Consider the following 26,498-nt stretch of genomic DNA (forward strand, 5'->3'; position numbering starts at 1 on the left):
CGCGACTCATGAGTGCTCGGTTATATGCGGGCCAATTGGTTGTGCGGTAGATTTTGTGTGCAGGCTTCTTCATTTGAAAATTATATCGCTGAAAAACCCTTTACAGATAGGTTTGTGCAACAAAGCCATGTATAAAACTAATACTATATTCTTTACTGTTAATTACTAAATGATCGGCCCATTCATCACCTAAATCATCACAAAAAATATAGTCATCCTTTGAATGTAATTTTTCAACAAAGTGGAACATTGAGCCTTTACTAAAATGTTTTTGACCAGCTTTGAATGTACCCTTTTCCGATTGAATTTTTTCTATATCCTTTTGGGGATGAAGCATAGCTAAAATAGATTCTATTTCAGATGTTCCAGATACATCCTCAAAACAGTTATCCATACAATACATAAAGCGAGGGTCATCGAAAGTAAGACAAAATAAACCTTGTTTATTAATATAATTTAATAGGCTTTCTATCTTACTATTCTCTTCAACTTTAAATTTTCTAAGTAATTTAGATGAAATAGATAAAGTTCTCTTATTTTTATTTACATATGATGTTGATTCTAAATTTATTACTCTTAGATTTTGATTAAGCTCATATACCCTACCTAATTGATCAAACAATTTTTTATAGATTCTAATAGAAGGCTCTATATATTTTTTTGTTTTCTTAATTTTTCCATTTATTTTTTCTTTTTTAAATAGCTCATATTTTAATAAAATTGTTCCATCTTCAATTTTGTCTTCAATGGCTGAAATATCAATCAATAATGCACTTGGATTACATTTAGAAAGAACATCTCCAAGAGAAACTTTTTTTGCAAATTTTTTAAGAAAATTATTTTCTTTTGAAGTATTAATAAGTTGGATTTGACTATACGCCCAATCAGTTATCTCCTCAATGGATTGTCTTGGCGATGATTCAACTATTCTTCCAGTCGATGAAATAGATTTTATTTGACCTTTTTCCTTAATTTTTAAATGTGAAGGAATAGATCGTCCCGCAGAATGTGATGAGAAAGATGACCTAATATCATTTCCTTCATAGGATCTATTTCTTACTGCTTTTTCAGAAACTGTCATGTTGCGTAAAGCTATTTTTTGAAACTCTGCATTATCTCCTACCAATCTACTGAGTTCTGCTACTTCTATTAGCTTAAAGTTTTCTTTAACATACGCCAAAAATGTTGAGCAACTTTTACTTAAAATCACTAAATAATCATTAATTTCTATAACTAATATATAAGCATATATACGATCTTCAAAAGTATCATCATCAAGGAAATATACTGGTCTAACTGTAGGAAAGACCTTAATTGATACCGTGTAATCAACTCCTCTATTCGTCCTATTTTTTGCCCTGAATTGATCAATCACAAAATTTGTATTACTTTCCTTATTTTCTGTAGCGAGTTCTAAAATTTTTTCAATTTCTTGATCAGTATTTGGCGAATCACATTTAAAAAAAAGCACATTTTTAGTTAGTTCTAATCTATCTGGCATAGATGCCCCGACTCAATTGAGCAAAATTAACACAAATTAAATTAGTTTATTTCTTACGCAATTTCAATAACTTTAATCTCCCCCAACCCTAAGCCATACATGGCATAAGAAAAAAAGAGAAACTCCCTCCTTTCTTAAAGGAGGGTTGGGGAGGATTCATTTAATAATTAAGCCACATTCCCTTCCAAGAAGTCCTGCGCAAATCGCTGTAACACCCCACCCGCTTCATAAACTGACACTTCTTCTTCGGTATCTAAACGGCAGGTTACTGGCACTTCCAGAATCTGGTTTTTACCATCAGCCGTGGAACGCTCAATCACAAGTGTTAAAGTCGAACGAGGTGCAATATTACCAATCACGCTATAAAGCTCAGTACCATCCAAACCTAGAGTTTTACGGTCTGTGCCCGGCTTAAACTCAAGCGGCAATACACCCATCCCAACCAGGTTAGTTCGGTGAATACGCTCAAAACCTTCTGCCACAATCGCTTCAACACCAGCAAGGCGTACACCTTTAGCCGCCCAGTCACGGCTTGAGCCTTGGCCGTAGTCTTTACCGGCAACAATAATCAGCGGCTGTTTACGATTCATGTAGGTTTCAATCGCTTCCCACATCCGCATTACTTCGCCTTCAGGCTCGACACGCGCTTTGGAACCTTGCTTAATGGTACCGTCAGAACGTACCACCATTTCATTAAACAATTTCGGGTTGGCCAGCGTTGCACGTTGTGCCGTCAAGTGATCACCGCGGTGGGTGGCATAGGAGTTAAAATCTTCCTCAGGCAAGCCCATTTTCGCCAGATATTCACCTGCCGCCGAATCCAGAATAATTGCATTCGATGGTGATAAATGGTCAGTGGTAATGTTATCGCCCAAAATTGCCAGCGGACGCATATTGGCTAATGTACGCGGTGCAGCCAGCGCGCCTTCCCAATATGGTGGACGGCGAATATAAGTACTTTGCGGACGCCAGTCATATAGCGGACTTGCCGCCTGCTCCACTTCGCCCAAGTCAAACATTGGAATATAGACTTTCTGGAACTGCTCAGGCTTCACCGAGGTTTTCACTAATGCATCAATTTCTTCATCCGACGGCCAAATGTCTTTCAGATAAATTGGATTACCGTTCTGGTCGGTGCCCAACGCATCTTTTTCGATGTCAAAACGGATGGTACCGGCAATTGCATAGGCAACCACGAGTGGTGGAGATGCCAGGAAAGCCTGTTTTGCATACGGATGGATACGACCATCGAAGTTACGGTTGCCCGACAGCACCGCAGTCGCATACAGGTCACGGTCAATAATTTCTTGCTGAATCTTTGGATCAAGCGCGCCTGACATCCCGTTACAAGTCGTACATGCATAAGCGACGATGCCAAAACCGAGTTTTTCTAAGTCTTTCAGTACACCCGCTTCTTCCAAATACAGCGCAGCTGCTTTAGACCCCGGTGCAAATGACGATTTCACCCAAGGTTTACGCACAAGACCGAGCTCATTGGCTTTACGTGCCAGCAAACCTGCCGCAACGGTATTACGTGGGTTTGAGGTATTGGTACATGAGGTAATCGCGGCAATGATGATGGCACCATCTGGCATCAAACCATCGGTACGCTGTTCAACAATACCGGCAATGCCTTTTTCTTTTAAGTCACTTGTGGATACACGTGCATGTGGGTTCGACGGCCCTGCAATATTACGGGTTACCGTTGATAAGTCGAAACGCAGCACACGTGGATATTCCGCCTGTGTCATGTCAGATGCCCAAAGCCCAATTTCTTTGGCATAGGTTTCAACCAGTTTGACTTGTTCAGGCTCACGACCGGTCAGGGTTAAATAGTCGATGGTGTTCTGATCAATATAGAACATCGCAGCGGTTGCACCATATTCAGGGGTCATATTGGAGATGGTGGCACGATCACCCACTGACATGCTGTCCGCACCTTCACCAAAGAACTCTAAATAGGCACCGACCACACGCTCTTTACGCAGGAATTCAGTTAACGCCAAGACGATGTCCGTCGCAGTAATGCCCGGCTGACGCTGACCAACCAATTCTACCCCAATAATGTCCGGCAGACGCATCCAAGATGCACGACCCAGCATCACATTTTCAGCTTCAAGACCACCCACACCGACTGAAATCACGCCTAGCGCATCGGTATGCGGGGTATGCGAGTCTGTACCCACGCAGGTATCCGGGAATGCTACGCCATCACGGTTTTGAATTACCGGTGACATTTTTTCCAGGTTAATTTGATGCATGATGCCGTTGCCTGCCGGAATTACATCGACATTTTTAAAGGCTGTTTTGGTCCATTCAATAAAATGGAAACGGTCTTCATTACGACGGTCTTCGACTGCACGGTTTTTCTCAAATGCATCCGGATCAAATCCACCGTATTCCACCGCCAGTGAGTGATCGACAATCAGCTGGGTTGGCACCACCGGATTGACTTTGGATGGATCACCGCCCTGATCGGCAATGGCATCACGCAGACCGGCAAGATCGACCAGTGCCGTTTGCCCCAAAATATCATGACAGACTACACGTGCTGGATACCATGGAAAATCATGCTCCTGCTTGCGTTCAATCAGCTGGCGTAAGGACTGCTCTAAAATGGCTGGATCACAACGACGCACCAACTGCTCGGCCAGCACTTTGGAGGTATAAGGAAGTTTGGCATATGCGCCTGGCTGAATATCTTCAACGGCTTGTCGCACATCATAATATTCTAGCGGGGTGCCTTGCAGCGGTTTACGGTAGTTGTTATTCATAGCGTACCTGCCTTGTTCTGACTTCTTCTTTCAAAGTTTTGTTGTTTAACATTCATGCTGCTTGGCATTGTACGCTGCCCGAAGCCTATTTCCCAAATTTCATATATTTCATAAACTTAAGTTAAAAATAATACATTTTTGAAAAATTTGGTTACATCTAATAGAAAATTCTGGCCAGAAATATGATTTTTTTTGAAAAATAGCGCAAAATTAACCTCATTCTTTAGTATTAGATACGGTTTCGAGATTAGAACATGAGTAATCTGACTTTCTCTGCATTCACTTTAAACGGTGTAGATGCGCAAAAATTCTTACAAGGTCAAGTCACGGTAGATGTCGAAAAACTGCCGCAAACCGAAACCCGTTATACTGCAATTTGTAGCCTGAAAGGCCGTATTCTGTTTGGTTTATGGCTGACCAAACAGAATGCTGAACAGTTTGAAATTGTAGTAACGGCCGATCAAGCTGAAGACTTTGCCAAACACATTAAAAAGTTTGGTGCTTTCTCGAAAATGAAACTGGAAGAAGCCGGTCAGGTTTATCCGGTCGTAAACGGTTTAAGCACCCAGTTCACAAGTACTGAACAGGATATTCAAGCATGGCAATTAAAGGCGCTTGAAAGTGGTCAGGCCTGGATTCAGGCCAGCACCGCGGAACTGTTCCAGCCACAGGAACTGCGCCTGCATCAGCGTGAAGGCATTCATTATGACAAAGGCTGTTATTTGGGTCAGGAAGTGATTGCCCGTTTATGGTTTAAAGCCAAGCCAAAACACTGGCTGCATCTGATTCAAGGTACAGGCGATGCTCCAGCTATCGCCAGCAAACTGAACAATGATGTAGAAGTAGTGAATAGCCTGGCTATTGATAGCGGTTATCAAGCTTTGGTGGTAGCAAAACCGGATGCCTTAGCCGAGATGGATGTAACGGTTCTGGATTTACCTGAAGCTTTAAGCGGTGATGTGGCGCGGCCGCAAAATTAAGCGTGTCACTAGCAGATCTATGAAAAACAGCCCAAGTGACACGTGTAACTTGGGTTGTTTTTTTATCCGTCAAAAAAAACGAGACTGATTTACAAATTGAAGCAATCCTTAAATTCAGGATTTTTTTATTATTGTTCCTACGTGGTTTGAAAAAATTACCGGATTCCGATACATCTATATTTACATTCTTTGATTTCATCTTATGATGATGAGTGACAATTTATTCCCCACACATAAATGGAATTATGTGGTCATTGATACAAGGTTTTATACAACGATGAAAAAACTGATTTTGGCAAGTCTGGTTGCCCTTTCGACACAATTTACCCTCGCCAACAGCAATAACAGTATTCCGACCGATCCGGCTTTCGCCAAAATTGAAGCCATGGTCAAAGCCAACAACCTGAGCGGAGCCTATCAGGAATTAGACAAACTGGCCAAAACCGGTAATCCGCAAGCGATTTATAATCTGGGTTATTTGACCCAAACCGGCCAAGGTACGGCCAAAAATGAAAAGAAAGCCATCGAGCTATATGAGCAGGCCGCGAAAAAAGGCTATCCGGTGGCGAATTATGTACTCGGTAAAAACCATCTGACCGGCACTTTGGGTCTAAAACAGGATACCAATAAAGCCAAACAGTATTTGCAAAAAGCTTCATCACAAGGCTTTCATGATGCCACCATTGATTTAGCGGTGGTGTATTTCTCTGAAAACAAAGCCGATTCAGATAAAAAAGGCCTGCAATTACTGGAACCCCTCATTAAAAAAGGCAACAATCAGGCCATTCATGCCAAAGCCTTATATGACATTAGCCTGGGCTTTAAAAACAAAAATGAAGCACCCATTCAGCAGGGCTTAAAAAGCATTCAGGATTTAGCACAAAAAGGCTATATTCCAGCACTGATGGCGGTTGGCAATATGTTTACCAATGGCAACATCGTGCCGCAAAACCTGCCGGAAGCGAAAAAGATTTTCTCTGCCCTGGCCAAGGAAAATGTCCCGCAAGCCAAAGAATCGCTGGCTGTGGTGGACAAGATGATCGCCGATCAAGCCAAGAATCCACCAAAAGCAGCAGCCAAGAAAAGCTAATGCGGCTGACCGAAAAAAGCCCGATGACCGGGCTTTTTTATTTGGGATACATAAAGATTTAAAGAAAATGCGATGACTGACTTAACCAGAAAGCCACTCCGATTAAACCCAGGACCGTACTCATAATTAAAGGCTGGAGTGCCTGTTCATTCAGGCCATAATTCTGGCCAAAAATCCCAAAGGCCACAGGCATCGGCAATGCCGCCAGCAACGTACCAACAAACAGCATTTCTGAGCTGACATTGGGCAAACTCCACAACAAGGTGAAAATAACCAGCGGCATCAGCAGGACTTTCATCCCGACCAGCAGCACACTTTGCAGATTAACCGAGTGCAGCCGCATTCCGACCAGACTGCCGCCAATCACAAATAAAGCCAACGGCGATGCAGTTTTGCCGAGCATCTCCAGAATCTGATTGATGCTGTCCGGCAGTTTTAAATTAAGCAAGACACAGGCCATCCCGGCAATAATCGACAGAATCACCGGATTTTTTAGCAGACTTTTTAAGGTTTTCAGATATAACGCCGAAAGATGATGGTCTTGCTTTTGCGAACCGGCTTCGGCCAGAAACAGCACCATCGCCACAATAATCAGGTTTTCAATAATTAGAGTTAATGACAGATAAATGGCGGAATGACTGCCAATCAGCAGGGTTAAAATAGCCGTGCCAATAAAACCGGTATTGGACATCGACGCGCCCATCGACAGTACACTGGCATGGGTCAGGCTATGCCGGAAATAGGCTTTATAAATGGCTAGCGCCAGAAAAAACAGGATCAGCGAGCCCAGCCCATAACCAATAAAATAACCGGGATGCCAGATTTCGGCCAGGTCTTTACTGGCCAGGGCAAACAGTAAAAAGGCTGGCAGTGAAACCTTCATCACAAACTGGCTCAGCGCCTGAATATGCGTGGCCGCCAGAAAATTGGTACGTACGCTGCTATAGCCCAGCGCCAGTACTGCCACCAAGGGCAGTAAAATATTCAGCAACAAAAGTGCCTTCCTTCTCTAGAACGAGATCTAAAATGCATCATCCCTGATGCTGCTGTTGCTTATTCCTGAACAGGAAATGGATGGAATAAATCTTTTAAACCATGCGGCTGACAGCGCAAGTATTGCGGCGCGATGGCAATCTGCCCGCCCAGTTCAGCAGCGGCATGCCACGGCCAACGTGGATCATAAAGCATCGCTCGTGCCAGTCCAATGGCATCTGCATACTGATTTTGCAGAATTTCTTCAGCCTGCACCGCTTCGGTAATCAGGCCCACAGAAATCACCGGAATACGATGCACCGCCTGTTTAATGGCATGGGCAAAAGGCACCTGATAGCTTGGCCCGATCTCGATACTCTGCTGGGCATGCAGACCGGCACTGGACACATGAATATAGGCTGCGCCCAACTGTTCCAGCGCTTTGGCCACCCCAACCGTAGACTGGATATTCCAGCCGCCCTGCGCATCCATCCAGTCGGTAGCAGACAGACGCACCCCAATCGGATAACCTTCTGGCACCACTTGTTTCATGGCCTGGAACACTTCCAGGGTTAAACGAATCCGGTTTTCAAAACTGCCTCCATATTCATCATCTCGGACATTGGATAACGGCGACATAAACTGATGCAGCAGATAGCCATGGGCAGCATGGATTTCAATTAAATCAAAGCCGGCATCCACTGCACGCACCGCAGCACTGGCAAAGTCGGCAATCACCTGTTCAATTTCATTCAGACTTAGTGCATGAGGGGCATGATCGGTCGGGTTAAACGGCAAATTACTGGCCGATACGGTTTGCCAGCCCTGGGCATGATCCGGCGCAAACTGGTCCTTGCCCAGCCACGGTTTATCGGTAGATGCCTTACGTCCGGCATGTGCCAGCTGCACCGCAAATGGCATTGGTGACAAAGTTTTGACTTTGGCCAGCAAGGCTTTCATCTGCGCACGCTGCAAATCATTCCATAGGCCTAAATCGGCATAGCTGATCCGCCCTTCTGGCTGTACCGCCGTGGCTTCAATAATACATAAACCGGCACCCGACAAGGCATAGTTAGCCCATTGCTGCTCATGCCAATAGCTGAGCTCGCCTTTATCATTGGCCGAATATTGACACATGGGGGCAATAATAATTCTGTTGTCTAATTCAAGCGTGCCAAAACGGATAGGTTCAAATAATAATCCCATGGGGCGATCCTGCCTTATGATTTTCATGAAAATTATTCTAACCGAGATAGACGGCCGAATTGGCTAAAAGCTGTTTATTTTTACCGCTTTATGTAACCGAATTAAACTGTGGTGTTGATCAAAATACGCTGTGTTTTTGTCAGCCCGATGACAGCCATTTTTTCACAATCGCTCACACTTCAGACGCAGCACGACAAGCCGGTTCAAATAGGCGGCAAAACCATCACTGACCCGGCTGTCCAGACGACTGCTGGTGGTGACCCGTACCTGGTTACTCCAGACAATCGGCAGGTTTAAGCACTGCATCTGCTCGACCAGCTGCACATCTTCATGACAGCTGCTGGCCTGAAAACCACCGGCTTTTAAATAGGCCGCAGCAGAAAAACTGAGATTGGCCCCATGCACATGCCGATGGTCCATTTTATCCTGATAATGGCGCAGATATTTCTGCCGGGCGGCCGCAGATAAAGGCGACCAGTCTTTAATTTCAACCACGCCACAAATCAGTGCTGCCGGCTGATGGGCATATTGTGCAGATAACCACTGCGCATCAACCTGGGTATCGGCATCGGTACAGGCAATCCAGTCAGCACCTTTGGCAATCATGGCGCGCACGCCCAAATCCCGTGCCTTACCAACACAGCGTACTTCACAACACAAGTAGTCGATTCCGGCCTGTTGTACAATTTCAACAGACTGATCATCACAACTGTCCAGCACCACCAGCACCTTTACTTCAGACACAACGGGCGGTAATTGTGCAATGGCCTGCTGAATAGCCGCCAGACAGGCGCCCAGCGTTTCGGCTTCGTTATAGGCAGGCACCACCACCGCCATCCTCATATCAGTCCCTCCCGCGCAGCCACAGATTGTGCATCTTGAGTCCAGAGATCGAGCAGAAAATCCGGATCATTCATCTGCAAATAATGATGCAGTGCCAGTTGTTGCCTTAAACAGGCATGTACCTGATCGCCATTCAGCTCAAAGCCTGCAATCGGGTAACGCCAGTGACAGGCCAGCAGCGTACCGTCTGCACTTAAACACTGCTGCAGCTGCTGCATTAGCTGCACTAATTCGGCCGGACGCAGGTAATAGGCCACTTCACTGAGAATAATCAGATCAAATAGACTATCATTTTCCAGCGCCAGATGGGTTTCAGGGACACGTTGTTGCCGCACCTGCACATGCGCAAACCTCGCCAGACGGGCCTGTGCCAGTTCAACCGCACGACGGTGGGCATCTACACAGATGAGCTGCTGACAACGCGGAGCCAGCAATTCACTGAAGATGCCATTGCTGCAGCCAATTTCCAGGACCCGCTGAAACTGCGCCTGCGGCAAGGCCGCCAGACACAGCTGCCGTTTACGCTGCTCATACCAGCGCTGCTGATAGTGCCAGGGATCATCATTGTCCTGATACAGCTGGTCAAAATAGTCATCCGTGTTCAGTCGCATCAATATAGACCTCGTACGGGATTAAGAGTCGTGAAATGGTTTTTGCCGATAAAATTGGCGGCTGGTGAATAGTGTCATCAGCCTCGATCTGAGTTTTAAAACACTGAATCGCCTGCTGTTTTAAAGCCAGCTGCTGTGCAGTTAAACGGAGTTTTCGTGCCTGCGCCCAGGGAATCCGTGCATCTGCCGGTATGGCCCAATGCCAGGCCCAAATCAGCACCTGATAACAGCGCTGCCGGTGCTGTCTAGCCCAATGCTGCACCACCCGTCCGGTGGCTTCATGATCGGGATGGCCATCTTGAGCGAAGGTGGTCACCAGAATATCCTCAGGCTGCACCCAGTTTTGTAGCTGCTGCAACAGTTCGGATTCAGCCTGCATCACCTGGCCATCTGCAATGTTCAGGGCAATGCGCTGGACCTTATGTTCCAGTCCCAGCACCGCCAAGGCATTCAGACTTTCTTGTGGCCGCAGCACATTCAGCTGCTCAACGCTATAACGTTTTGACCGAGGATGGCTGCCGGTACCATTGGTTACTGCAACCAGCAGCAGTTCACGCCCTGCCGCGGCCAGTTGCTGCATCAGACCCGCACAACCGAGAATTTCATCATCGGGATGTGGCGCGAAAATTAGTACCCGGCCACGCTCAGGAAAGTGCTGCGTCAGATTCAAATCCGGCAGCCCGGTCAGTCCGGACCAATTGAGCCACTGCGCCTGATCGGTACCGCTACCATAGATTTTCCGGTCACCGACTACCGGATCGATCAGAGTTGCCATGTTTGCCCCTCCTGTAGCGATAAGCGGCCAATTGTAGCCAGATCAAAAGCAGCATGACTCTGGCGCAAAAATACCGGCAAGTCGGCAGCCAACCGGGCAAAATGTGCCTGCTCGCAAAAAGGTCGTGCGCCTAGCGCTTTTCCGACCTTTTCCAGTACCAATAGCGCAGTATCCTCAACTTGGGCGCGTAACATCCGGATGATCAGTTCATGGCTGTGTGCCGGCGCTGCATCTATCTGGGCAGCCACATGGGTAAAAAACTGTCGTGTCACGGCCAGTCGGGTACTGACTTCGCCCAAATACAATTCATGATAGGCATGGGTTTTCTGCTGCACATGCTGCTGTAAATATTCAGCCAGACGTACTGTAGCACCATACCAGCAGGCCGCAACACCGGCTGCACCATGCCAGAAGCCCGACCGATTCAGATAATCTCCGGGTTGTGCAATGCGTGTGGCTGGAGTGTGCTGAAAATGAACAGTTGCTGTGGCCGTCTGCTGCATACCGATGGCTTGCCAACTGCTATCATCTACTTGGATTGAAGGCTGCTGCATCTCGACCATCAATAATTGTGACTGGCCATCTGCACCGCGATAAGTCATTAAACCAAAATCCACCGCATATGCCGCCGAGCACCAAGCCTTATAACCGGAACAATAGCCCTGCTCATACTGTACAGGTTGTGGATGGCCTTCCGCGGCCCAGACTGCCCACCAGCCCGCCGGAACGGACTGAATCTGTAGTTCGTTTAAAATACTCAGCGCATCGAAATGTGATTCCAGCCATTTCACCAAAGTTAAATCGGTGGCCGCAACTTTGGCCAGCAGTTGCCAGCGCAGCAGGGTTTGCCCCCTGCCCGGATGAGGAAATTCAGGTGATACTGCCAGCAAACGGCGTAGTGTGGTGACGTAATCTTCGGCGGTAGGCGCTGTCTGCTGTTCAAATTCAGCCAGAATCTGGTCCATAGTGGTTCTATATTCCAAATATATAATTGTTCTCAATCTATCCGGTTGTCATCATTGCCAGCACAGTGACCACAAGCGGGCATGAGTAGCCAAACTTGCAGTCACGGTACGGCGATGTTGATGTTTTTAACTGATGACCCTGTTTAGATTTAGCACGTGGCTGGGCAGATAAATATTGAAAATTGTTAACGTATTAGTGAATCACCGGCGAGACCTGGGCGCGAAGCGGCATCTTGTAGTGATACAGGAAGCTGTTATGGCGCAGATCATTTAAGAAAGTAGTACGCCAGTCGGCAATATCAAATTTTTTCAGACCATCCATTAAGCGACTGTAACGCTGTATCCGCTCTGCTCGCGGCATCTCCAGTGCCTGTTTCAGGGCTCGCGTCATGGCCTCGCGGTCATGTGGATTCACAATTAGTGCATCCGGCATCTGGTCTGCGGCACCGGCTTTATCGGACAGAATCAGCACGCCCGGATTATCGGCATCCTGAGCGGCAATATATTCTTTGGCCACCAAATTCATACCGTCTTTTAAAGAAGTGACCCAGCAAATATCCGACTGGCGGTAAATTTTCATCAGCACTTCATGTGCCAAGGTCTGATGACTGCAATTCACCGGCAACCAGTCTGCTGTAGCATATTGGCTGTTAATGGCGGCAATCTGGTCTTCTAAACGCTGGTACAGGCGCTGATAGGCGGGAATATCCATGCGGCATGGACAGGCAATTTGCAGGTCCACCACCTGCTGGTGATATTCAGGATAAGAAGCCAGGAAATGGGCAAAAGCATCAAAACGTTCTAGCAGCCCTTTGGAATAATCAATCCGGTCAACGCCGATAATAGTTTTTTGTTGGGCCAGGGAGTCAAAATCAAAGATATCTTGGGTGCTCGTTAAGGGCTGAGCGGCCGCGTGCTGGATGAGGTCTGGATTCACCCCAATGGGGTAACTCTTCATCATGGTCAGCTTATTCTGATAACGCAGGATATAAGGATGAATTTCCTCACCACTGAGCATGGTCTGGCAAATGCGCATACATTGCTGCTGATCGCGCTGGGTTTGCAGTCCAACTACATCATATTCACAGAGGTCTTGCAGTAAACGTGATGCCACCGGAATTTCCCGCCACACCGCTTCATGGGCAAAAGGAATATGCAGGAAAAAACCAATCTTGTTATGCATGCCTAACTGGCGGCAATGCCGGGCGATACTGAAAAAATGATAGTCATGCACCCAGATCACATCATCCGGCTCAGCAATCGCCTGTAGCTGTTCGGCAAACATGCGATTGACTTCCTGATAAGTCAGATATTCGTCTGTGGAGTATTCAATTAAATCGCTGCGATCATGCATGGCCGGCCACAAGGCATTGTTGGCAAAGCCACAGTAATATTGCTGGTACTGCTGTTCAGTTAAGGGGCTGGTCAGATATTCCACACCCTGATGCTGCACCGAGTCGAATTTCAGCTGGGAAAATTGCTCGACTCTTTCACCATTCCAGCCCACCCAGACCCCGCCAATATCATGCAGTGCATCTTGCATGGCCACCGCCAGACCACCTGCGGCTTTTTTTTCAGGATTCGGTAAACTGACCCGATTGGATAACACGATTAGCTTTGACATTTTTACCCTCACATCCTCTTTTGATGGTCATTGCTCCTGTTTCGCAATGTATTTTTATTAAATGCAGCAACTCCGCCACGGCTTGGGTATTGGCCAGCCGATAGTGGGCCTGTGTCTCGCCTTCACCGACTTTAATACTCAAACCCTGATGCTGATTGACCACAGCAAATCCATCTTCATCCGTCACATCATCACCAATAAAAATGGGAAAAGTGCTGTTTTCTGGCATTGCTTCCAGTAAGCGACTAATTGCAAAACCTTTACTCGCTTGCTGAGGCAAAAGCTCGACCACACACTTGCCCTGCTTGAGCTTAAGTTGAGGATAACGCACTTGCAGCACCGCCATAATCTGCTGTGCAACCGGCGCAAGCTCTGGATATTCCCGGTAGTGCAGGGCTACCGAAAACTGCTTATCCTCAATACGTAAATTCGGGTAGGCGCGACAGGCCTGACTCAGGTCTGCCCGGAGCTGCTTATAATTAATATGACTTAAATCAAGTTGTAATTTCTTTGTACTATTCCACCAAATTTGTAATCCATGTAACTCAGCAATCGGCAGCGGTAACTGCTGTAACAGCTGTCTGGCCATCTCAATGGAACGGCCAGTAACCACACTCACCGGAATCCCCAACTGCAATAATTCGGCCAGGGTGTTTAAAGTCGAGGTGGGAATAAAACTGTGCTGCGGGTCAAGCTGAAAATCGGCCAGAGTGCCGTCTAAATCGAGAAACAGACTTAATTGACGTTGCTGCTGCTGACAGATCTCGATGATGTGTTGCGGCGTATGCATATTGCTCCTCATCTGGATAACTCATTTTTGTTTTGCCCTATCTTGGCGTTTTTTTATGGGCGGCATGTGATTTTCAACATTAATGATGTGCAGGCTTACATTTTTTTACCTGGACGCTGAATCGCTTTTATTTTTCTGTGAATGTTCAGTTTGAGCCGCAAGACTGATCCGGCTGCGCGGTACGGCAATTCACTTTATAATGCAGCCTTGCCCTGTCTTGTATTTTTCAAGATTCAACCCGATATTAGCTGCATCCTCATGCCGAAGCCTGTCCATGCCTGAATTACCTGAAGTTGAAACCACCAAAACCAGTTTATTACCGCTGCTAGAACAGCGTGTGCACGCCGTGCAGGTACGCCAGTCCAGCTTACGCTGGCCAATTCCAGACGATCTACACAAACTGGTCGGGCAAAAACTACTGAACCTGACCCGTCGCTCCAAATATATTCTGGCCCAGTTTGAACAGGACAGCATGCTGTGGCATCTGGGCATGTCCGGCAGCTTCCGCCTATGTGAGCCCGAGGCCGAACTGCGCAAACATGACCATCTGATTATCCAGTTTGATGATATTCAGCTGCGCTACCACGACCCGCGCCGTTTTGGCTGTATTCTCTGGCTAGATGAAAACTCGCAAAGCAAACTGATCGATACGCTCGGGCCTGAACCTTTAAGTGATGCTTTCAATGCTCACTATCTGGCCGATAAACTGAAAAACAAAAATGTCGGCATTAAAATTGCAATCATGGATAACCATGTGGTGGTGGGCGTGGGCAATATTTACGCCACAGAAAGTCTGTTTAATCTGGGCATTCACCCGGCACAACCGGCGTCGAGCTTAAGTCTGGAACAGATTGAGCAGCTGACCCTGGAGATCAAGCGGATTTTAAAACAGGCCATTGATTTGGGTGGATCGACCTTACGCGACTATAGCAATGCCATGGGTGAAAATGGCTATTTTCAGCAAACCCTGCTGGCCTATGGTCGTGCCGGTGAAATGTGTGTCAACTGTGAAACCACACTGGAAAACCTCAAGCTTGGTCAGCGCGCCTCAGTGTTTTGCCCGGAGTGCCAACCGCTGAAGAAAGTCAAACTGGCTCATCCTAAAGCCAGCAAGCCGAAACATACAGCGAGGTAATACCCATGAAAACGGCCATCGTCCGTCATATTCTGGTAAAAGATAAAGATACTGCCGAGCAGCTGAAAAAGAAGCTGCAAGCAGGTGCAGACTTTGCCAAAATTGCCAAACAGTATTCCACCTGCAACTCAGCCAAACGTGGCGGCGAACTCGGTGAAGTGAAAAAAGGCCAACTGGTCCCAGTGATTGATAAACTGGTCTTTACGGCTGCTGAACGGGTGTTGCATGGTCCGGTCAAAAGCCAGTTTGGTTTTCATTTGGTGGAAATTAAATTCCGGATGGATTTTTAATCCCCCCTAAATCCCCCTTTGGTAAAGGGGGGTCTTCTCCTCTCTGAGCCAGTTTAAAGCAAAGCTTTAAATGAAGCGCAAGAAGGGAGGTTGGGAGGGATTCTATAAAAAAACGGCGCCTTTGCGCCGTTTTCTTTTGCTTTCAATTACGCCTGCGGACGTTTTTTCAATTCGTCACGAATTTCACGCAGTAATTCGATATCTTCTGGAGTTGCTGCCGGTTCTGGCTCTGCTTCCTGCTTACGGCGCATTTTGTTCATCAGTTTCACCAACCAGAACACCACCCAGGCCAATAACAGGAAGTTAATGAAGATGGTCAGGAAATTACCATAATGGAAAATGTTCAGACCGGCTTCCTGGGCAGCAGCCAAGGTTTGGACATTGTTCGGGTTATCACCCAGAATCAGGAATTTATTGGTGAAATCGACATCACCACCTAAAATCCATGAAATCAGCGGCATGATCACATCTTTTACCAGTGAATCAATAATCTTACCGAATGCACCACCAATGATGACACCGACTGCCAGGTCCATCATGTTGCCTTTAATGGCAAACTCTCTAAATTCTTTTAAAATGCTCATATGCGCTCCAGAATATATCTTTATTTATGTGATGAAGTATACATAATTACTAGGATTTGATTTCTGCTTAATGTACGCTTTTTTCAATTATTTCCAAGTAGTTTTAGAACATTTAATACAAAAAAAACCGCCAAGTGGACCTGGCGGTTTCTTTTTTCTTCTTAATTTTAAAAATTAAGATTTGTTACGCTTACGTTCGTTTTCAGTCAGGTAACGCTTACGGATACGGATTGACTTCGGCGTTACTTCAACCAGCTCATCATCTTCAATGAATTCAAGTGCTTGTTCAAGTGTGAATTCAATTGCAGGAACCAGAGTTAACGCATCATCCGTACCAGATGCACGTACGTTGGTTAACTGTTTCGCTTTGGTTGGGTTCACCACCATATCGTCTGAACGAGAGTTAATACCCACGATCATACCTTCGTAAACTTCCAATTGAGGTTTAGCAAATAGACGACCACGGTCTTGCAAGCTGAACAGTGCATAGCCCAAGCAAGTCCCTTGAACCATAGAAATCAGTACACCGTTTTGACGTTTTGCTACAGAACCCTGTTTCATTGGACCGTAGTGCGAGAAGCTAGAGGTCATGATACCGGTACCAGACGTCATGGTCATGAATTCAGAACGGAAACCAATCAGGCCGCGTGAAGGAACAGTTGCTTCAATACGGATACGGCCTTTACCGTCCACTTCCATATTGGTCATCTCACCTTTACGGTTACCCATTTGTTCCATCACAGCGCCTTGGTGCTGTTCTTCAACGTCAAAAGTCACGTTTTCGTATGGTTCTTGCATTTCGCCATCAATCTCTTTCAAGATCACTTGCGGACGAGATACACCCATCTCGAAACCTTCACGACGCATGTTTTCAATCAGAACTGACAGGTGAAGTTCACCACGGCCAGACACTTTGAAACGGTCAGGACTGTCAGTATCTTCAACGCGCAGTGCAACGTTGTGAATCAATTCGCGGTCTAGACGTTCACGGATGTTACGTGAAGTCACAAACTTACCTTCTTTACCCGCGAACGGCGAGTTGTTGACCTGGAATGTCATCGACACGGTTGGTTCGTCTACAGAAAGCGGTGGTAACGCTTCAACATTTTTCGGATCACAGATGGTGTCAGAAATATGCAGCTCGTCCATACCGGTTACACATACGATGTCACCCGCAGATGCAGAATCTACATCAATACGCTCTAAACCGTGGTAACCCATGATTTTTAAGATACGGCCGTTACGTGTTTTACCATCTTTGTCGATGACAGTTACAGGTGTGTTCAGTTTTACAGAACCACGCTGGATACGACCAACACCGATTACACCCACGAAGCTGTTATAGTCCAGTGAAGACACTTGCATCTGGAATGGACCATCAACGTCAACTGCTGGTGGTTCAACGATGTCTACGATGGTTTCAAACAACGGTGTCATATCTTCAGCCAGTTCTTCTGGAGATGGACCAGCAACACCACGTAAACCAGACGCATATACCACCGGGAAGTCTAGCTGCTCGTCAGTACCACCCAGGTTGTCGAACAAATCGAATACCTGGTCAATCACCCAGTCAGGACGCGCGTTTGGCTTGTCGACCTTATTGATGATCACGATTGGCTTCAAACCACGTGCGAACGCTTTTTGCGTTACGAAACGGGTTTGTGGCATTGGACCTTCTTGTGAGTCAACCAGAAGAAGTACGCAATCCACCATCGACATGACACGTTCAACTTCACCACCGAAGTCGGCGTGTCCCGGGGTATCCACGATGTTGATACGGTATTCAGTATCGGTACGTTTATCTAACCATTTGATTGCAGTGTTTTTTGCAAGAATGGTAATACCACGTTCACTTTCAATAGCGCCTGAATCCATGACACGCTCAATCTCGCCCGCTCGTTCACCGAGAGCACCTGATTGTTGTAAAAGTTTATCTACAAGAGTGGTTTTACCGTGGTCAACGTGCGCGATAATCGCGATGTTGCGGAGAGTTTTAATATCTGACATGTAAATTCGATACGCTTTAAATTTGAGGGCAAATTATACAGAAAAATACTCTCATTTAGTAGTGACACTTTATTGACAATCGAACTTTTTTCGACAGAAGCGACGATTTAAAGTTTGTAAAGACGTGTAACTCGATTAGAATACCGCCACCTAGCCTAATTTGCTTTTGACTTATGTCTGAATTTAATTCATCTCCTGATCAAAAACCGCAACTGGATTTGGTCTATGGTCTGAATGACCGTCCTAAACCATTTATTGCTTTTCTTGCTGCCTTCCAACACTTATTGGCCATTATTGTCCCGATTGTGACACCAGGTCTGTTGATCTGTCTGGCCTTGGGTGTTTCCAAAGAAGACACCAACATGATTTTATCGATGTCTTTGGTGATTTCGGGGATTGCAACCTTCCTGCAAGCTAAAAAAGTAGGTCCTTTTGGTGCCGGACTGTTAATTGTTCAGGGCACCAGCTTTAACTTTATTGGCCCAATCATCGGGATTGGTTCTGCAATGGTCGCAGCAGGTACACCAGTTGAGTCGGTTATGGCTGCTATTTTTGGTGTGGTGATTGCCGGTTCATTTATCGAGATGGGTGTTTCACAAATTCTGCCATGGGTTAAAAAACTGATTACCCCGCTGGTGACCGGGATTGTGGTCCTGCTGATTGGTTTAACCTTAATTAAAGAAGGTTTAATCAGTATGGGCGGTGGCTATCAGGCCATGTCGGACAAGACTTTCGCCAATGCCGATAACCTGATCATGTCTTGTACCGTTTTAGCGTTAATCATTATCCTGAACCGGATTAATGTGACCTGGATTAAAAGCTCCGCCATCCTGATTGCCCTGATCGTGGGTTATATTGTGGCTGGTTTTATGGGTCATCTGGACTTCTCTGGTCTGCAGGAAGCGCCACTGGTACAAGTGCCAACTCCAATGCACTTTGGTCTGGAATTCTCCTGGAGCCTGTTCATTCCAATGGCCTTTATTTACCTGGTCACGTCTTTAGAAGCGATTGGTGACATCACTGCAACCTCAAAACTGTCGAACCAGCCTGTGGATGGTCCAAAATGGATGCAGCGTATTAAAGGTGGTGTGCTGGTCAATGGTGCTAACTCATTCCTGGCCGGTATCTTTAACACCTTCCCAAGTTCGGTATTTGCACAAAACAACGGTGTGATTCAGTTAACCGGTGTGGCTAGCCGTTATGTCGGAATCTGGATTGCCGCGATGCTGGTGATTTTAGGCCTATTACCTGCTGTTGCGGGCGTGATTCAGGCTGTGCCTCAAGCCGTTCTGGGTGGTGCTGTCATGGTCATGTTTGGTGCGGTAGCCGCATCGGGAATTAACATTTTATCGGGTATTCATCTGGACCGTCGTGCCCTGCTGATCATTGCCATTTCTCTGGCACTGGGTTTAGGCGTTGCACAAGTGCCACAAATTCTGGAACATCTGCCAGAATTATTCCGTAATATCTTTAGCTCAGGTGTTGCGACTGGCGGTATTGCAGCACTGATTCTGAATATTGTATTACCTGAAACCAAGAAGTAATTTCATGTCCAGAAAACACTGTCTGAGCCGGACTTGGACAGTGTTTTTCTATTGGAGAGCGACTCATGGATGCTAAAAGCGAAGTGCTATTACGACAATATGATTATTTATCAGGTCGTGTGTTACTGATCAATGCGCCTACAGACCAGCTGTTCGCTGAATTCGGTGAATCGGTCCAGCCTTTTTTCTGGACATGGAATTTTAACGATTACCACTATTTCCAGAACCAGACTGCCCCCGTTCATTTTGGTGCCGACTTTCCAGAAGGCGAATTTGATCAGGCGGTTATTTTTGTGCCGAAATCTAAAGAACTGCTGAATTATGTGCTGCACAATGTTGCCGCCCATCTGCAAACCGGCAGCAGTGTTTTTCTGGTCGGTGAGAAAAAAGGCGGCGTCGAACGTGCGGCCAAACAGCTACAGCCTTATGGTAAAGCCTTAAAACTCGACAGTGCCCGTCATTGCCAACTCTGGCAATTAACACTAGACTGCAGCGTCGAGAAAAAAGCACTGGCCGACTGGGCGCAGCGTTATACTGTAGCGACGCCGAAAGGCGATCTACAGATTTGTGCCCTGCCAGGTGTGTTCAGCCAGAACCGGCTTGATATCGGTACAGCGGTCTTCCTGCCTTATTTATGCCAGGTGCCATCGGGTAAAATTGCCGATTTTGGTTGTGGCGCCGGCATTATCAGTGCCTATCTGGCCAAGCTGAATCCAGATAACCGTATCTTCGCGCTGGATGTAGATGCTTTTGCACTCGCTTCAACCCAAATGACTTTTGAGCACAACCAGCTCAATCCGCAGCAGCTTGAAATTAAAGCCGTCAGTGGCATTGAAGATGCGCCGCTGTTTTTACATGCCATTGTCAGCAATCCGCCTTTTCATCAGGGGATTCAGACCGACTATGATGCCAGCGAAAAACTGTGCAAAACTGCGCGCCGCCACCTGAAATCGGGTGGTGAACTGTGGATTGTGGCCAACCGCTTTTTAAATTATCCCCTGTTGATTGAACAGAGTTTTGGCCAGTGTACGGTCAAGGCAGATCAACAAGGTTTTAAAGTGCTGTTCGCGAGCACTCAAAAAAATGTTAAGGAAGTATGATGAGCGAAACTCAACACAGCCGACAGCTGCAGCGTAAGCTCGGTGCTCGCCACTTAAATATGATCGCCATTGGCGGATCGATCGGGACCGGTTTATTCCTGGCCTCCGGTGCGACCATTGCCAATGCTGGTCCGGGTGGTGCATTACTGGCCTATGCCCTGATTGGCGTCATGATCTATTTCTTGATGACCAGCTTGGGCGAATTGGCGACCCACAATCCGACCTCAGGTGCATTCTTTACCTATGGCAGCAAATATGTCGAAGGTGGTTTTGGTTTCGCGCTAGGCTGGAACTACTGGTATAACTGGGCCATTACCGTGGCATTTGAACTGGTTGCGGTACAGTTCATCATGAAGTTCTGGTTCCCGGATATTCCCGGTTTCTACTGGAGTGCCCTGTTCCTGACCGTGGTGTTTGCGATTAATGCCCTGACAGTCAAAGGCTTTGGTGAGTCCGAGTTCTTCTTCTCTTTAGTCAAAGTGCTTGCGATTATCATCTTTATTATTATTGGTCTGGTCATGATCGCCAAGATCATGATGACCCCGGATGTTGCAACTTTTGGTAACTGGAGCCAAGGTGAAGCACCCTTTGTCGGTGGTTTATCAGCCCTGATTGGTGTGGCGATGATTGCCGGTTTCTCCTTCCAGGGCACAGAAATGGTCGGCGTGGCTGCAGGTGAATCCAAAGATCCACAGAAAACTATTCCGATTGCAATCAAACAGATTTTCTGGCGTATCCTGTTGTTCTATATCGTGTGTATTTTCATTATCGGCACCCTGATTGCTTATGATGATCCACGATTACTCCAGGCCGCTGCAACAGATGATGTGGCACTGTCACCGTTTACCTTACTGTATGAACAGGCCGGTTTTGCCTTTGCAGCCAGCGTCATGAATGCAGTCATTCTAACTGCGATTCTGTCTGCGGGTAACTCAGGCATGTATTCCTCTACGCGTATGCTGTTTGATATGGCACGTAAAGGTAGTGCACCAAAAGCCTTTGCCCGTCTTGATCCACGCGGCGTACCAATGAATGCGCTGTATGCCACTACAGCCATTGCTGCATTATGTTTCTTGACCACCTTTATTGGTGAAGAACAGGTCTTTAACTGGCTACTAAATATGTCAGGCATGTGTGGCTTTATTGTCTGGCTGGGTATTGCAGTTTCTCACTACCGTTTCCGCAAAGGCTATCTTGCTCAGGGTTATAAACTTGAAGATCTGGCGTATCGCGCCAAGTTCTTCCCATTCGCACCGTGGTTTGCCTTCACTTTATGTGCGATTGTGGTCTTGGGCCAGAACTATCAGGCGGTACTTGATGGTGAGTGGCTGGCTGTGCTTTCCACCTATATCGGGATTTTATTGTTCCTGGCCATCTGGTTAGGCTATAAATGGAAATACAAAACCAAGCTGATTCCTTATCAGCAGATGGATGTGCAGCCGATGAAGATCGACCGTGAATAATTGATTCAGCTTTCTTTAAAAGCACTCAACAAAAAAGCAGTCCAAGTGACTGCTTTTTTTATGATCTCGATAAATGTGGCTTAGCTATAACGCATCACAAAATTTCGGTCATCAATCACAATGGCCTGACGGCAAATGCCCTCTGCCTGACGCTGCTGCTCGAAAACCTGTGCTGGCATTGCATCAAAGCTGTCAAAGAAACAGACCTCTTCTGCATCCATCGAATAGATTAAGGAATGATTCCCCACACCTTCTAGTGTGTCATAGAACACTATCACAAAGCGGCCCTGATCAACACATGTCTGCAAAGCGCTATAGCTGAGTGCCGGCTGTAGCGGAATCTGTAATTGCTGCGCTTCCTGATAACACAACACTTCCGTCGGGTGCTGGTGCGGATCAGGATCGGTATGAAAGCTCACCTCAAGACCTAGCTTTTTCAGCCCAACCGCTAGCGCAATTCCGAAAGTGCCATCTTCATTATTATGCCGGCACAGCTGGACCAGATCGGCAATTTCCAGATCAATCCCATAGTGCTGAAAAATCTTCCAAATAGCAAAAATACCACCATTGGCTTCAAGTTGAAGGAGTTGATCCGGAATTTCTGTGCTCATAATCCATCTTACCCAGACTGCGGGATTTCTAAGGCAATAAAATTCCATTATAAAAAAAAACGACTCCGAAGAGTCGTTTTTTCTAAGGTCTACTCAAATTATTGAGCAGCTGCTTCTGGTTGTACAGTAACTGTACGGCTACCAGTGATTGTCGCGAATACACGACGGTTCATAGCACGACCTTCTTTGGTGTTGTTGTCAGCAATCGGTTGATCCCAAGCGAAACCTTGAGTTGACAGACGAGCTGGGTCAACATTGTATTCGTTTACAAGTGAAGATTTCACAGAGTTCGCACGAGCTAAAGATAAACGTTCGTTCAGTGCACGTGGACCAGTGTTGTCTGTGTGACCTTCGATACGCGCTGTTGCGTTTGGATATTCAACCAGTTTTTCAGCAACTTTAGCGATTTCTGGCTTGTATTGATCTTTGATGTTTGATTTGTTGGTATCAAAGAATACGCGAAGTTCCATGTTCAGGTCTTCAGTCAACTCTTGTGGAGCTGGTTGAACTGGAGCAACTGGCTCAACTGGAGCAACTTCTACTACAGGAGCAGCTGGCTTCAAGTGACCGCCAAGAACTACGTTAAGACCAGCTAAAGCTGTGTAGTCCCAGAATTTCTCATCGAAGTTATATGTTGAACGTGCTTCTGTACGAAGAGATAAAGCATCGTTTAAGCGCCAGAATGCACCCACACCAGCATTACCGATAGTACCTTCGTTTTCACCAGCCCAATCAGCATCACCACCAGTTGCTTTATATTTGTAGTGACCCGCACCTAGAAGTACATATGGCTTCACTTTGCTGTCATAGTTTTTGGTAATTAAGTCAGAAGTTGCATAGAAGTTACCAGCTAATTGCTGCTTCTTATATTCAGCGCCTTCACCAGCACCATCTACATCACCTTTAACTTGGCTATATTCAGCTTCGAAACCTAACCAAGGAGTAAGTTCAACACCAAGTGCTGCACCAACAAATAAATCGTCCTGTAATTCTGGACCATCTGTTAGCTTGTCGTTGTTGTGTTTAGTATCAATAAAGTTGTAACCAAGCATTAATGGGGTAACAGTTACGCCCGCGTTTGCAGCAGCTAAAGGAGCAGCTACGAGCATTGCTAATGCAATACGACTCATTTTCATGGATTTATCCTCCAGAGATAACAAATTGTTGTTCAAGCTCAAGCCTAAAGTTTTGGCTATCCTGAGATAGGCTTTTTACCCCAGTTTTCTTTTTAAGCTAGTCACTTTGAATCATACAAACACTTTATTCTTTTTCCAAGTGCTTGATAATTTTAATCAAGTAAATTATTGACAAAATTACTTACAATTTCCGTTGTAATTCGGTAAATTTTTACTCAATTTTTTGTTGTGGATAGCTTATTGTCACTTCCACTTTCACTTTATTTTAGCAGCTTTATAGAAAGATGCGTAAAAATAATGACAACCTAGAAAAATATTACAAAACAATATTTTGTATTACAGAAACACAATAAAAATATAAAAATTATAGGTCTACTTAGTATGTACCCGATCAAATCTCACACTTCAGGCTTTAGTCTGTTTGAACTCATTGTGGTGGTAGCAATCATTGGCATCATCAGTGCGATTGCTTTGCCTCATTTTCAGCAATATCTGGCCCAGCAAGAAGCCAAGCGCATCCGTTATTTACTGCAATATAGTATTAACCTGGCCAAATCCCAAGCCCTCACCTATCGCGCCAATATTGTAATTTGCCCCAGTGCCGATCTGCAGCAATGTCAGAATAATCAATGGAACAATGGCTTTATTATTTTTATCGATCATAACCGCAACCGAAGCCTCGACTCTGGCGAATCCATTGTCTTAACCGAAAAGACCCGCCTGAAATACGGTAACCTGGAATGGAAAGGTGCCCTGTCTCTGCCCAGCCTCAGATTTAACGCCCAGCAGGGCTTGCCTTTAGGCTCCAATGGCAGTTTTTATTATTGTTCAGGTTTTACCCCCAATCAGCGTATTTTCCTCAGTAATCGTGGTTTTCTACGCATAGAATTTCCCAATAGCTGCTAAAACTTATGCGTCTAAAGATGTATGAAAATTACGCTTTATTCTGTGGATTTTTCCCCTATACTGCTAGGGCTTAAGCTCAAAATAAATATTGAATTGATTAGAAACAGATTGGAGATACAACGATGACGGATATCGTAATTGTTAATGGTGCACGGACAGCAATGGGTGGTTTTCAGGGTAGTCTTGCCAGTTTAACCGCACCCGACTTAGGTGCAGCCACCATTCAAGCCGCTATTTCTCGTGCTGGCTTACAACCGACCGATATCGAAGAAGTCATTATGGGCTGTGTTTTACCGGCCGGCTTAAAACAGGGTCCTGCACGTCAAGCCATGCGTAAGGCAGGCTTACCGGATTCAACCGGTGCTGTAACCATTAACAAATTGTGTGGTTCAGGCATGAAAGCGGTCATGCAAGCCGCAGATATGATTAAAGCCGGTTCAGCAACTTACGTGGTTGCAGGTGGTATGGAATCAATGACCAATGCGCCGTACATTCTGCCAAAAGCACGCGGCGGTTTCCGTATGGGCCATGGTGAAGTCAAAGACCATATGTTCCTAGATGGCCTTGAAGATGCAGAAACCGGCCGTTTAATGGGTTCTTTTGCACAGGACATGGCCAATACCAAAGGTTATACCCGCGAGCAAATGGATGACTTTGCTATTCGTTCATTAAAACGTGCACAAACTGCAGTGAATGAAGGTTATTTTACCGATGAAATCGTGCCTGTAACGGTGTCTACCCGTAAAGGCGATGTCGTGGTCGATAAAGATGAACAACCATTCAACGCCAATATTGAAAAAATTCCAACACTACGCCCAGCGTTTGCTAAAGATGGCACCATTACTGCGGCCAATGCCAGCTCTATTTCGGATGGTGCATCTGCACTTGTATTAACCTCAGCAGACAACGCTGCAGCAAAAGGTTTACAACCGCTAGCCAAGCTGATTGCCTATGCTTCGAATTCACAGCATCCATCTGAATTTACCATTGCGCCAGTCGGTGCAATTCAAAAAGTTCTGGATAAAACCGGCTGGACGGTTGCAGATGTGGATCTGTGGGAAATCAATGAAGCTTTTGCCATGGTGACCATGTGTCCAATGGACGAGTTCAAACTGGACCCAGAAAAAGTCAACATCAATGGCGGTGCCTGTGCACTTGGTCACCCAGTTGGTTCGACCGGTTCACGTATTATTTTAACCCTAATTCATGCCCTAAAACGTACCGGTGGCAAGCGTGGTATCGCCGCCCTATGTATCGGTGGCGGTGAAGCAACTGCTGTGGCGATTGAGTTGCTTTAATTGAAAGTCTCCCTTTCTTAAAGGGGAGACTTAGAGGGATTCAATCAATCATTCCCAATCCTCTCCTACAAGGAGAGGGCCAGGGAGAGATCTACCCTCTCTCTAACTCTCTCCCAAAGGGAGAGAGAACTACTAGGAAGGAAAATAAAAAGCCTCCACTTGGAGATAATGCCAGTCAGTTAAGCAAATATTAGAAAAATGTAGTAAAAATGAGTGTATGTAAATACGCTCATTTTTTTATGTCTTTATCTGAACATTTAGAATCCACTCTTGAACATGCTCTCCCATCACTC

General features: G+C 46.1%; 23 protein-coding genes. 9 read left to right on the forward strand and 14 right to left on the reverse strand.

All coding sequences use genetic code 11. The annotated features are described in order from the left end of the window. Nucleotides 1-100 precede the first annotated feature (100 nt). Entirely contained in the window at nucleotides 101-1,501 is a 1,401-nt protein-coding gene (locus tag FTU55_RS12125; protein WP_180047211.1) for a hypothetical protein, read from the reverse strand. A gap of 167 nt (nucleotides 1,502-1,668) precedes the next feature. Continuing rightward, nucleotides 1,669-4,275 (reverse strand): Fe/S-dependent 2-methylisocitrate dehydratase AcnD, encoded by a 2,607-nt coding sequence (gene acnD / locus FTU55_RS12130; protein ID WP_127800825.1) that lies wholly within the window; start codon nucleotides 4,273-4,275, stop codon nucleotides 1,669-1,671. Nucleotides 4,276-4,529: 254 nt separating this feature from the next. Here acnD and FTU55_RS12135 point away from each other — a divergent pair, with 254 nt between their 5' ends. Both FTU55_RS12135 and FTU55_RS12140 read left to right on the forward strand, forming a co-directional pair. Further along, entirely contained in the window at nucleotides 4,530-5,255 is a 726-nt protein-coding gene (locus FTU55_RS12135) for a folate-binding protein YgfZ (RefSeq protein ID WP_163146089.1), read from the forward strand. Nucleotides 5,256-5,532: 277 nt separating this feature from the next. Beyond that, on the forward strand, nucleotides 5,533-6,345 hold the full coding sequence (locus tag FTU55_RS12140) for a tetratricopeptide repeat protein (protein WP_005175859.1): 813 nt from the start codon (nucleotides 5,533-5,535) through the stop codon (nucleotides 6,343-6,345). Nucleotides 6,346-6,403: 58 nt separating this feature from the next. Here FTU55_RS12140 and FTU55_RS12145 read toward each other — a convergent pair whose 3' ends face one another. The 8 genes from FTU55_RS12145 to otsB all read right to left on the reverse strand — a co-directional run bounded on the left by FTU55_RS12145 (nucleotide 6,404) and on the right by otsB (nucleotide 14,131). Then, complete coding sequence (locus FTU55_RS12145; RefSeq protein ID WP_180047213.1) at nucleotides 6,404-7,339, reverse strand: AEC family transporter; 936 nt, start codon at nucleotides 7,337-7,339, stop codon at nucleotides 6,404-6,406. A gap of 59 nt (nucleotides 7,340-7,398) precedes the next feature. Continuing rightward, nucleotides 7,399-8,523 (reverse strand): NADH:flavin oxidoreductase/NADH oxidase, encoded by a 1,125-nt coding sequence (locus tag FTU55_RS12150; RefSeq protein ID WP_180047215.1) that lies wholly within the window; start codon nucleotides 8,521-8,523, stop codon nucleotides 7,399-7,401. 162 nt (nucleotides 8,524-8,685) lie between these two features. Beyond that, nucleotides 8,686-9,366: a glycosyltransferase family 2 protein gene (locus tag FTU55_RS12155; RefSeq protein ID WP_180047217.1), complete on the reverse strand. Its 681-nt coding sequence runs from the start codon at nucleotides 9,364-9,366 to the stop codon at nucleotides 8,686-8,688. Further along, nucleotides 9,363-9,977 (reverse strand): SAM-dependent methyltransferase, encoded by a 615-nt coding sequence (locus tag FTU55_RS12160; RefSeq protein ID WP_180047219.1) that lies wholly within the window; start codon nucleotides 9,975-9,977, stop codon nucleotides 9,363-9,365. The genes FTU55_RS12155 and FTU55_RS12160 overlap by 4 nt, the downstream gene beginning before the upstream one ends. Continuing rightward, a complete protein-coding gene (locus tag FTU55_RS12165; protein WP_005175842.1) occupies nucleotides 9,958-10,752 on the reverse strand; it encodes a PIG-L deacetylase family protein in 795 nt (264 codons plus the stop codon). Before FTU55_RS12165 ends, FTU55_RS12160 begins: the two co-directional genes overlap by 20 nt. Beyond that, nucleotides 10,740-11,717: an acyl-CoA dehydrogenase gene (locus FTU55_RS12170; protein ID WP_180047221.1), complete on the reverse strand. Its 978-nt coding sequence runs from the start codon at nucleotides 11,715-11,717 to the stop codon at nucleotides 10,740-10,742. The genes FTU55_RS12165 and FTU55_RS12170 overlap by 13 nt, the downstream gene beginning before the upstream one ends. A gap of 193 nt (nucleotides 11,718-11,910) precedes the next feature. Beyond that, entirely contained in the window at nucleotides 11,911-13,341 is a 1,431-nt protein-coding gene (locus FTU55_RS12175; protein WP_127800811.1) for a trehalose-6-phosphate synthase, read from the reverse strand. Further along, nucleotides 13,292-14,131, reverse strand: coding sequence for a trehalose-phosphatase (gene otsB, locus FTU55_RS12180; protein WP_005175835.1), 840 nt, complete (start codon nucleotides 14,129-14,131; stop codon nucleotides 13,292-13,294). The genes FTU55_RS12175 and otsB overlap by 50 nt, the downstream gene beginning before the upstream one ends. Before the next feature lie 274 nt (nucleotides 14,132-14,405). Here otsB and mutM point away from each other — a divergent pair, with 274 nt between their 5' ends. After that, the gene (gene mutM / locus FTU55_RS12185) at nucleotides 14,406-15,266 is read left to right on the forward strand and encodes a bifunctional DNA-formamidopyrimidine glycosylase/DNA-(apurinic or apyrimidinic site) lyase (protein ID WP_168384080.1); all 861 of its coding nucleotides are present in this window, start codon (nucleotides 14,406-14,408) and stop codon (nucleotides 15,264-15,266) included. Between the two features lie 5 nt (nucleotides 15,267-15,271). Next, nucleotides 15,272-15,556, forward strand: a complete 285-nt coding sequence (locus FTU55_RS12190) for a peptidylprolyl isomerase (RefSeq protein ID WP_005175832.1) — start codon at nucleotides 15,272-15,274, stop codon at nucleotides 15,554-15,556. A gap of 146 nt (nucleotides 15,557-15,702) precedes the next feature. On the opposite strand, the gene mscL is transcribed toward FTU55_RS12190, so the two are convergent. Continuing rightward, entirely contained in the window at nucleotides 15,703-16,140 is a 438-nt protein-coding gene (mscL, locus tag FTU55_RS12195; RefSeq protein ID WP_005175830.1) for a large conductance mechanosensitive channel protein MscL, read from the reverse strand. Nucleotides 16,141-16,314: 174 nt separating this feature from the next. Beyond that, a complete protein-coding gene (typA, locus tag FTU55_RS12200) occupies nucleotides 16,315-18,147 on the reverse strand; it encodes a translational GTPase TypA (protein WP_005175828.1) in 1,833 nt (610 codons plus the stop codon). 173 nt (nucleotides 18,148-18,320) lie between these two features. Between typA and FTU55_RS12205 the strand changes: the two genes are divergently transcribed. From FTU55_RS12205 to FTU55_RS12215, 3 genes are all read left to right on the forward strand, one after another. Then, on the forward strand, nucleotides 18,321-19,691 hold the full coding sequence (locus FTU55_RS12205) for a uracil-xanthine permease family protein (protein ID WP_005175824.1): 1,371 nt from the start codon (nucleotides 18,321-18,323) through the stop codon (nucleotides 19,689-19,691). 65 nt (nucleotides 19,692-19,756) lie between these two features. Next, the gene (locus FTU55_RS12210) at nucleotides 19,757-20,791 is read left to right on the forward strand and encodes a class I SAM-dependent methyltransferase (RefSeq protein WP_180047223.1); all 1,035 of its coding nucleotides are present in this window, start codon (nucleotides 19,757-19,759) and stop codon (nucleotides 20,789-20,791) included. After that, nucleotides 20,791-22,254: an amino acid permease gene (locus FTU55_RS12215; protein ID WP_005175817.1), complete on the forward strand. Its 1,464-nt coding sequence runs from the start codon at nucleotides 20,791-20,793 to the stop codon at nucleotides 22,252-22,254. Before FTU55_RS12210 ends, FTU55_RS12215 begins: the two co-directional genes overlap by 1 nt. 80 nt (nucleotides 22,255-22,334) lie before the next feature. On the opposite strand, the gene FTU55_RS12220 is transcribed toward FTU55_RS12215, so the two are convergent. Continuing rightward, nucleotides 22,335-22,865 (reverse strand): hypothetical protein, encoded by a 531-nt coding sequence (locus FTU55_RS12220; RefSeq protein ID WP_045794979.1) that lies wholly within the window; start codon nucleotides 22,863-22,865, stop codon nucleotides 22,335-22,337. Nucleotides 22,866-22,963: 98 nt separating this feature from the next. Continuing rightward, on the reverse strand, nucleotides 22,964-24,001 hold the full coding sequence (omp38, locus tag FTU55_RS12225; RefSeq protein WP_168383424.1) for an outer membrane protein Omp38: 1,038 nt from the start codon (nucleotides 23,999-24,001) through the stop codon (nucleotides 22,964-22,966). Between the two features lie 381 nt (nucleotides 24,002-24,382). On the opposite strand from omp38, the gene FTU55_RS12230 reads away from it, so the two are divergent. Next, nucleotides 24,383-24,907: a GspH/FimT family protein gene (locus tag FTU55_RS12230; protein WP_180047224.1), complete on the forward strand. Its 525-nt coding sequence runs from the start codon at nucleotides 24,383-24,385 to the stop codon at nucleotides 24,905-24,907. Nucleotides 24,908-25,029: 122 nt separating this feature from the next. Then, complete coding sequence (locus FTU55_RS12235) at nucleotides 25,030-26,205, forward strand: acetyl-CoA C-acyltransferase (RefSeq protein WP_104470652.1); 1,176 nt, start codon at nucleotides 25,030-25,032, stop codon at nucleotides 26,203-26,205. Nucleotides 26,206-26,498: the final 293 nt, after the last annotated feature.

Source organism: Acinetobacter sp. YH12117, from assembly GCF_013418865.1.
Lineage (GTDB): Bacteria > Pseudomonadota > Gammaproteobacteria > Pseudomonadales > Moraxellaceae > Acinetobacter > Acinetobacter indicus.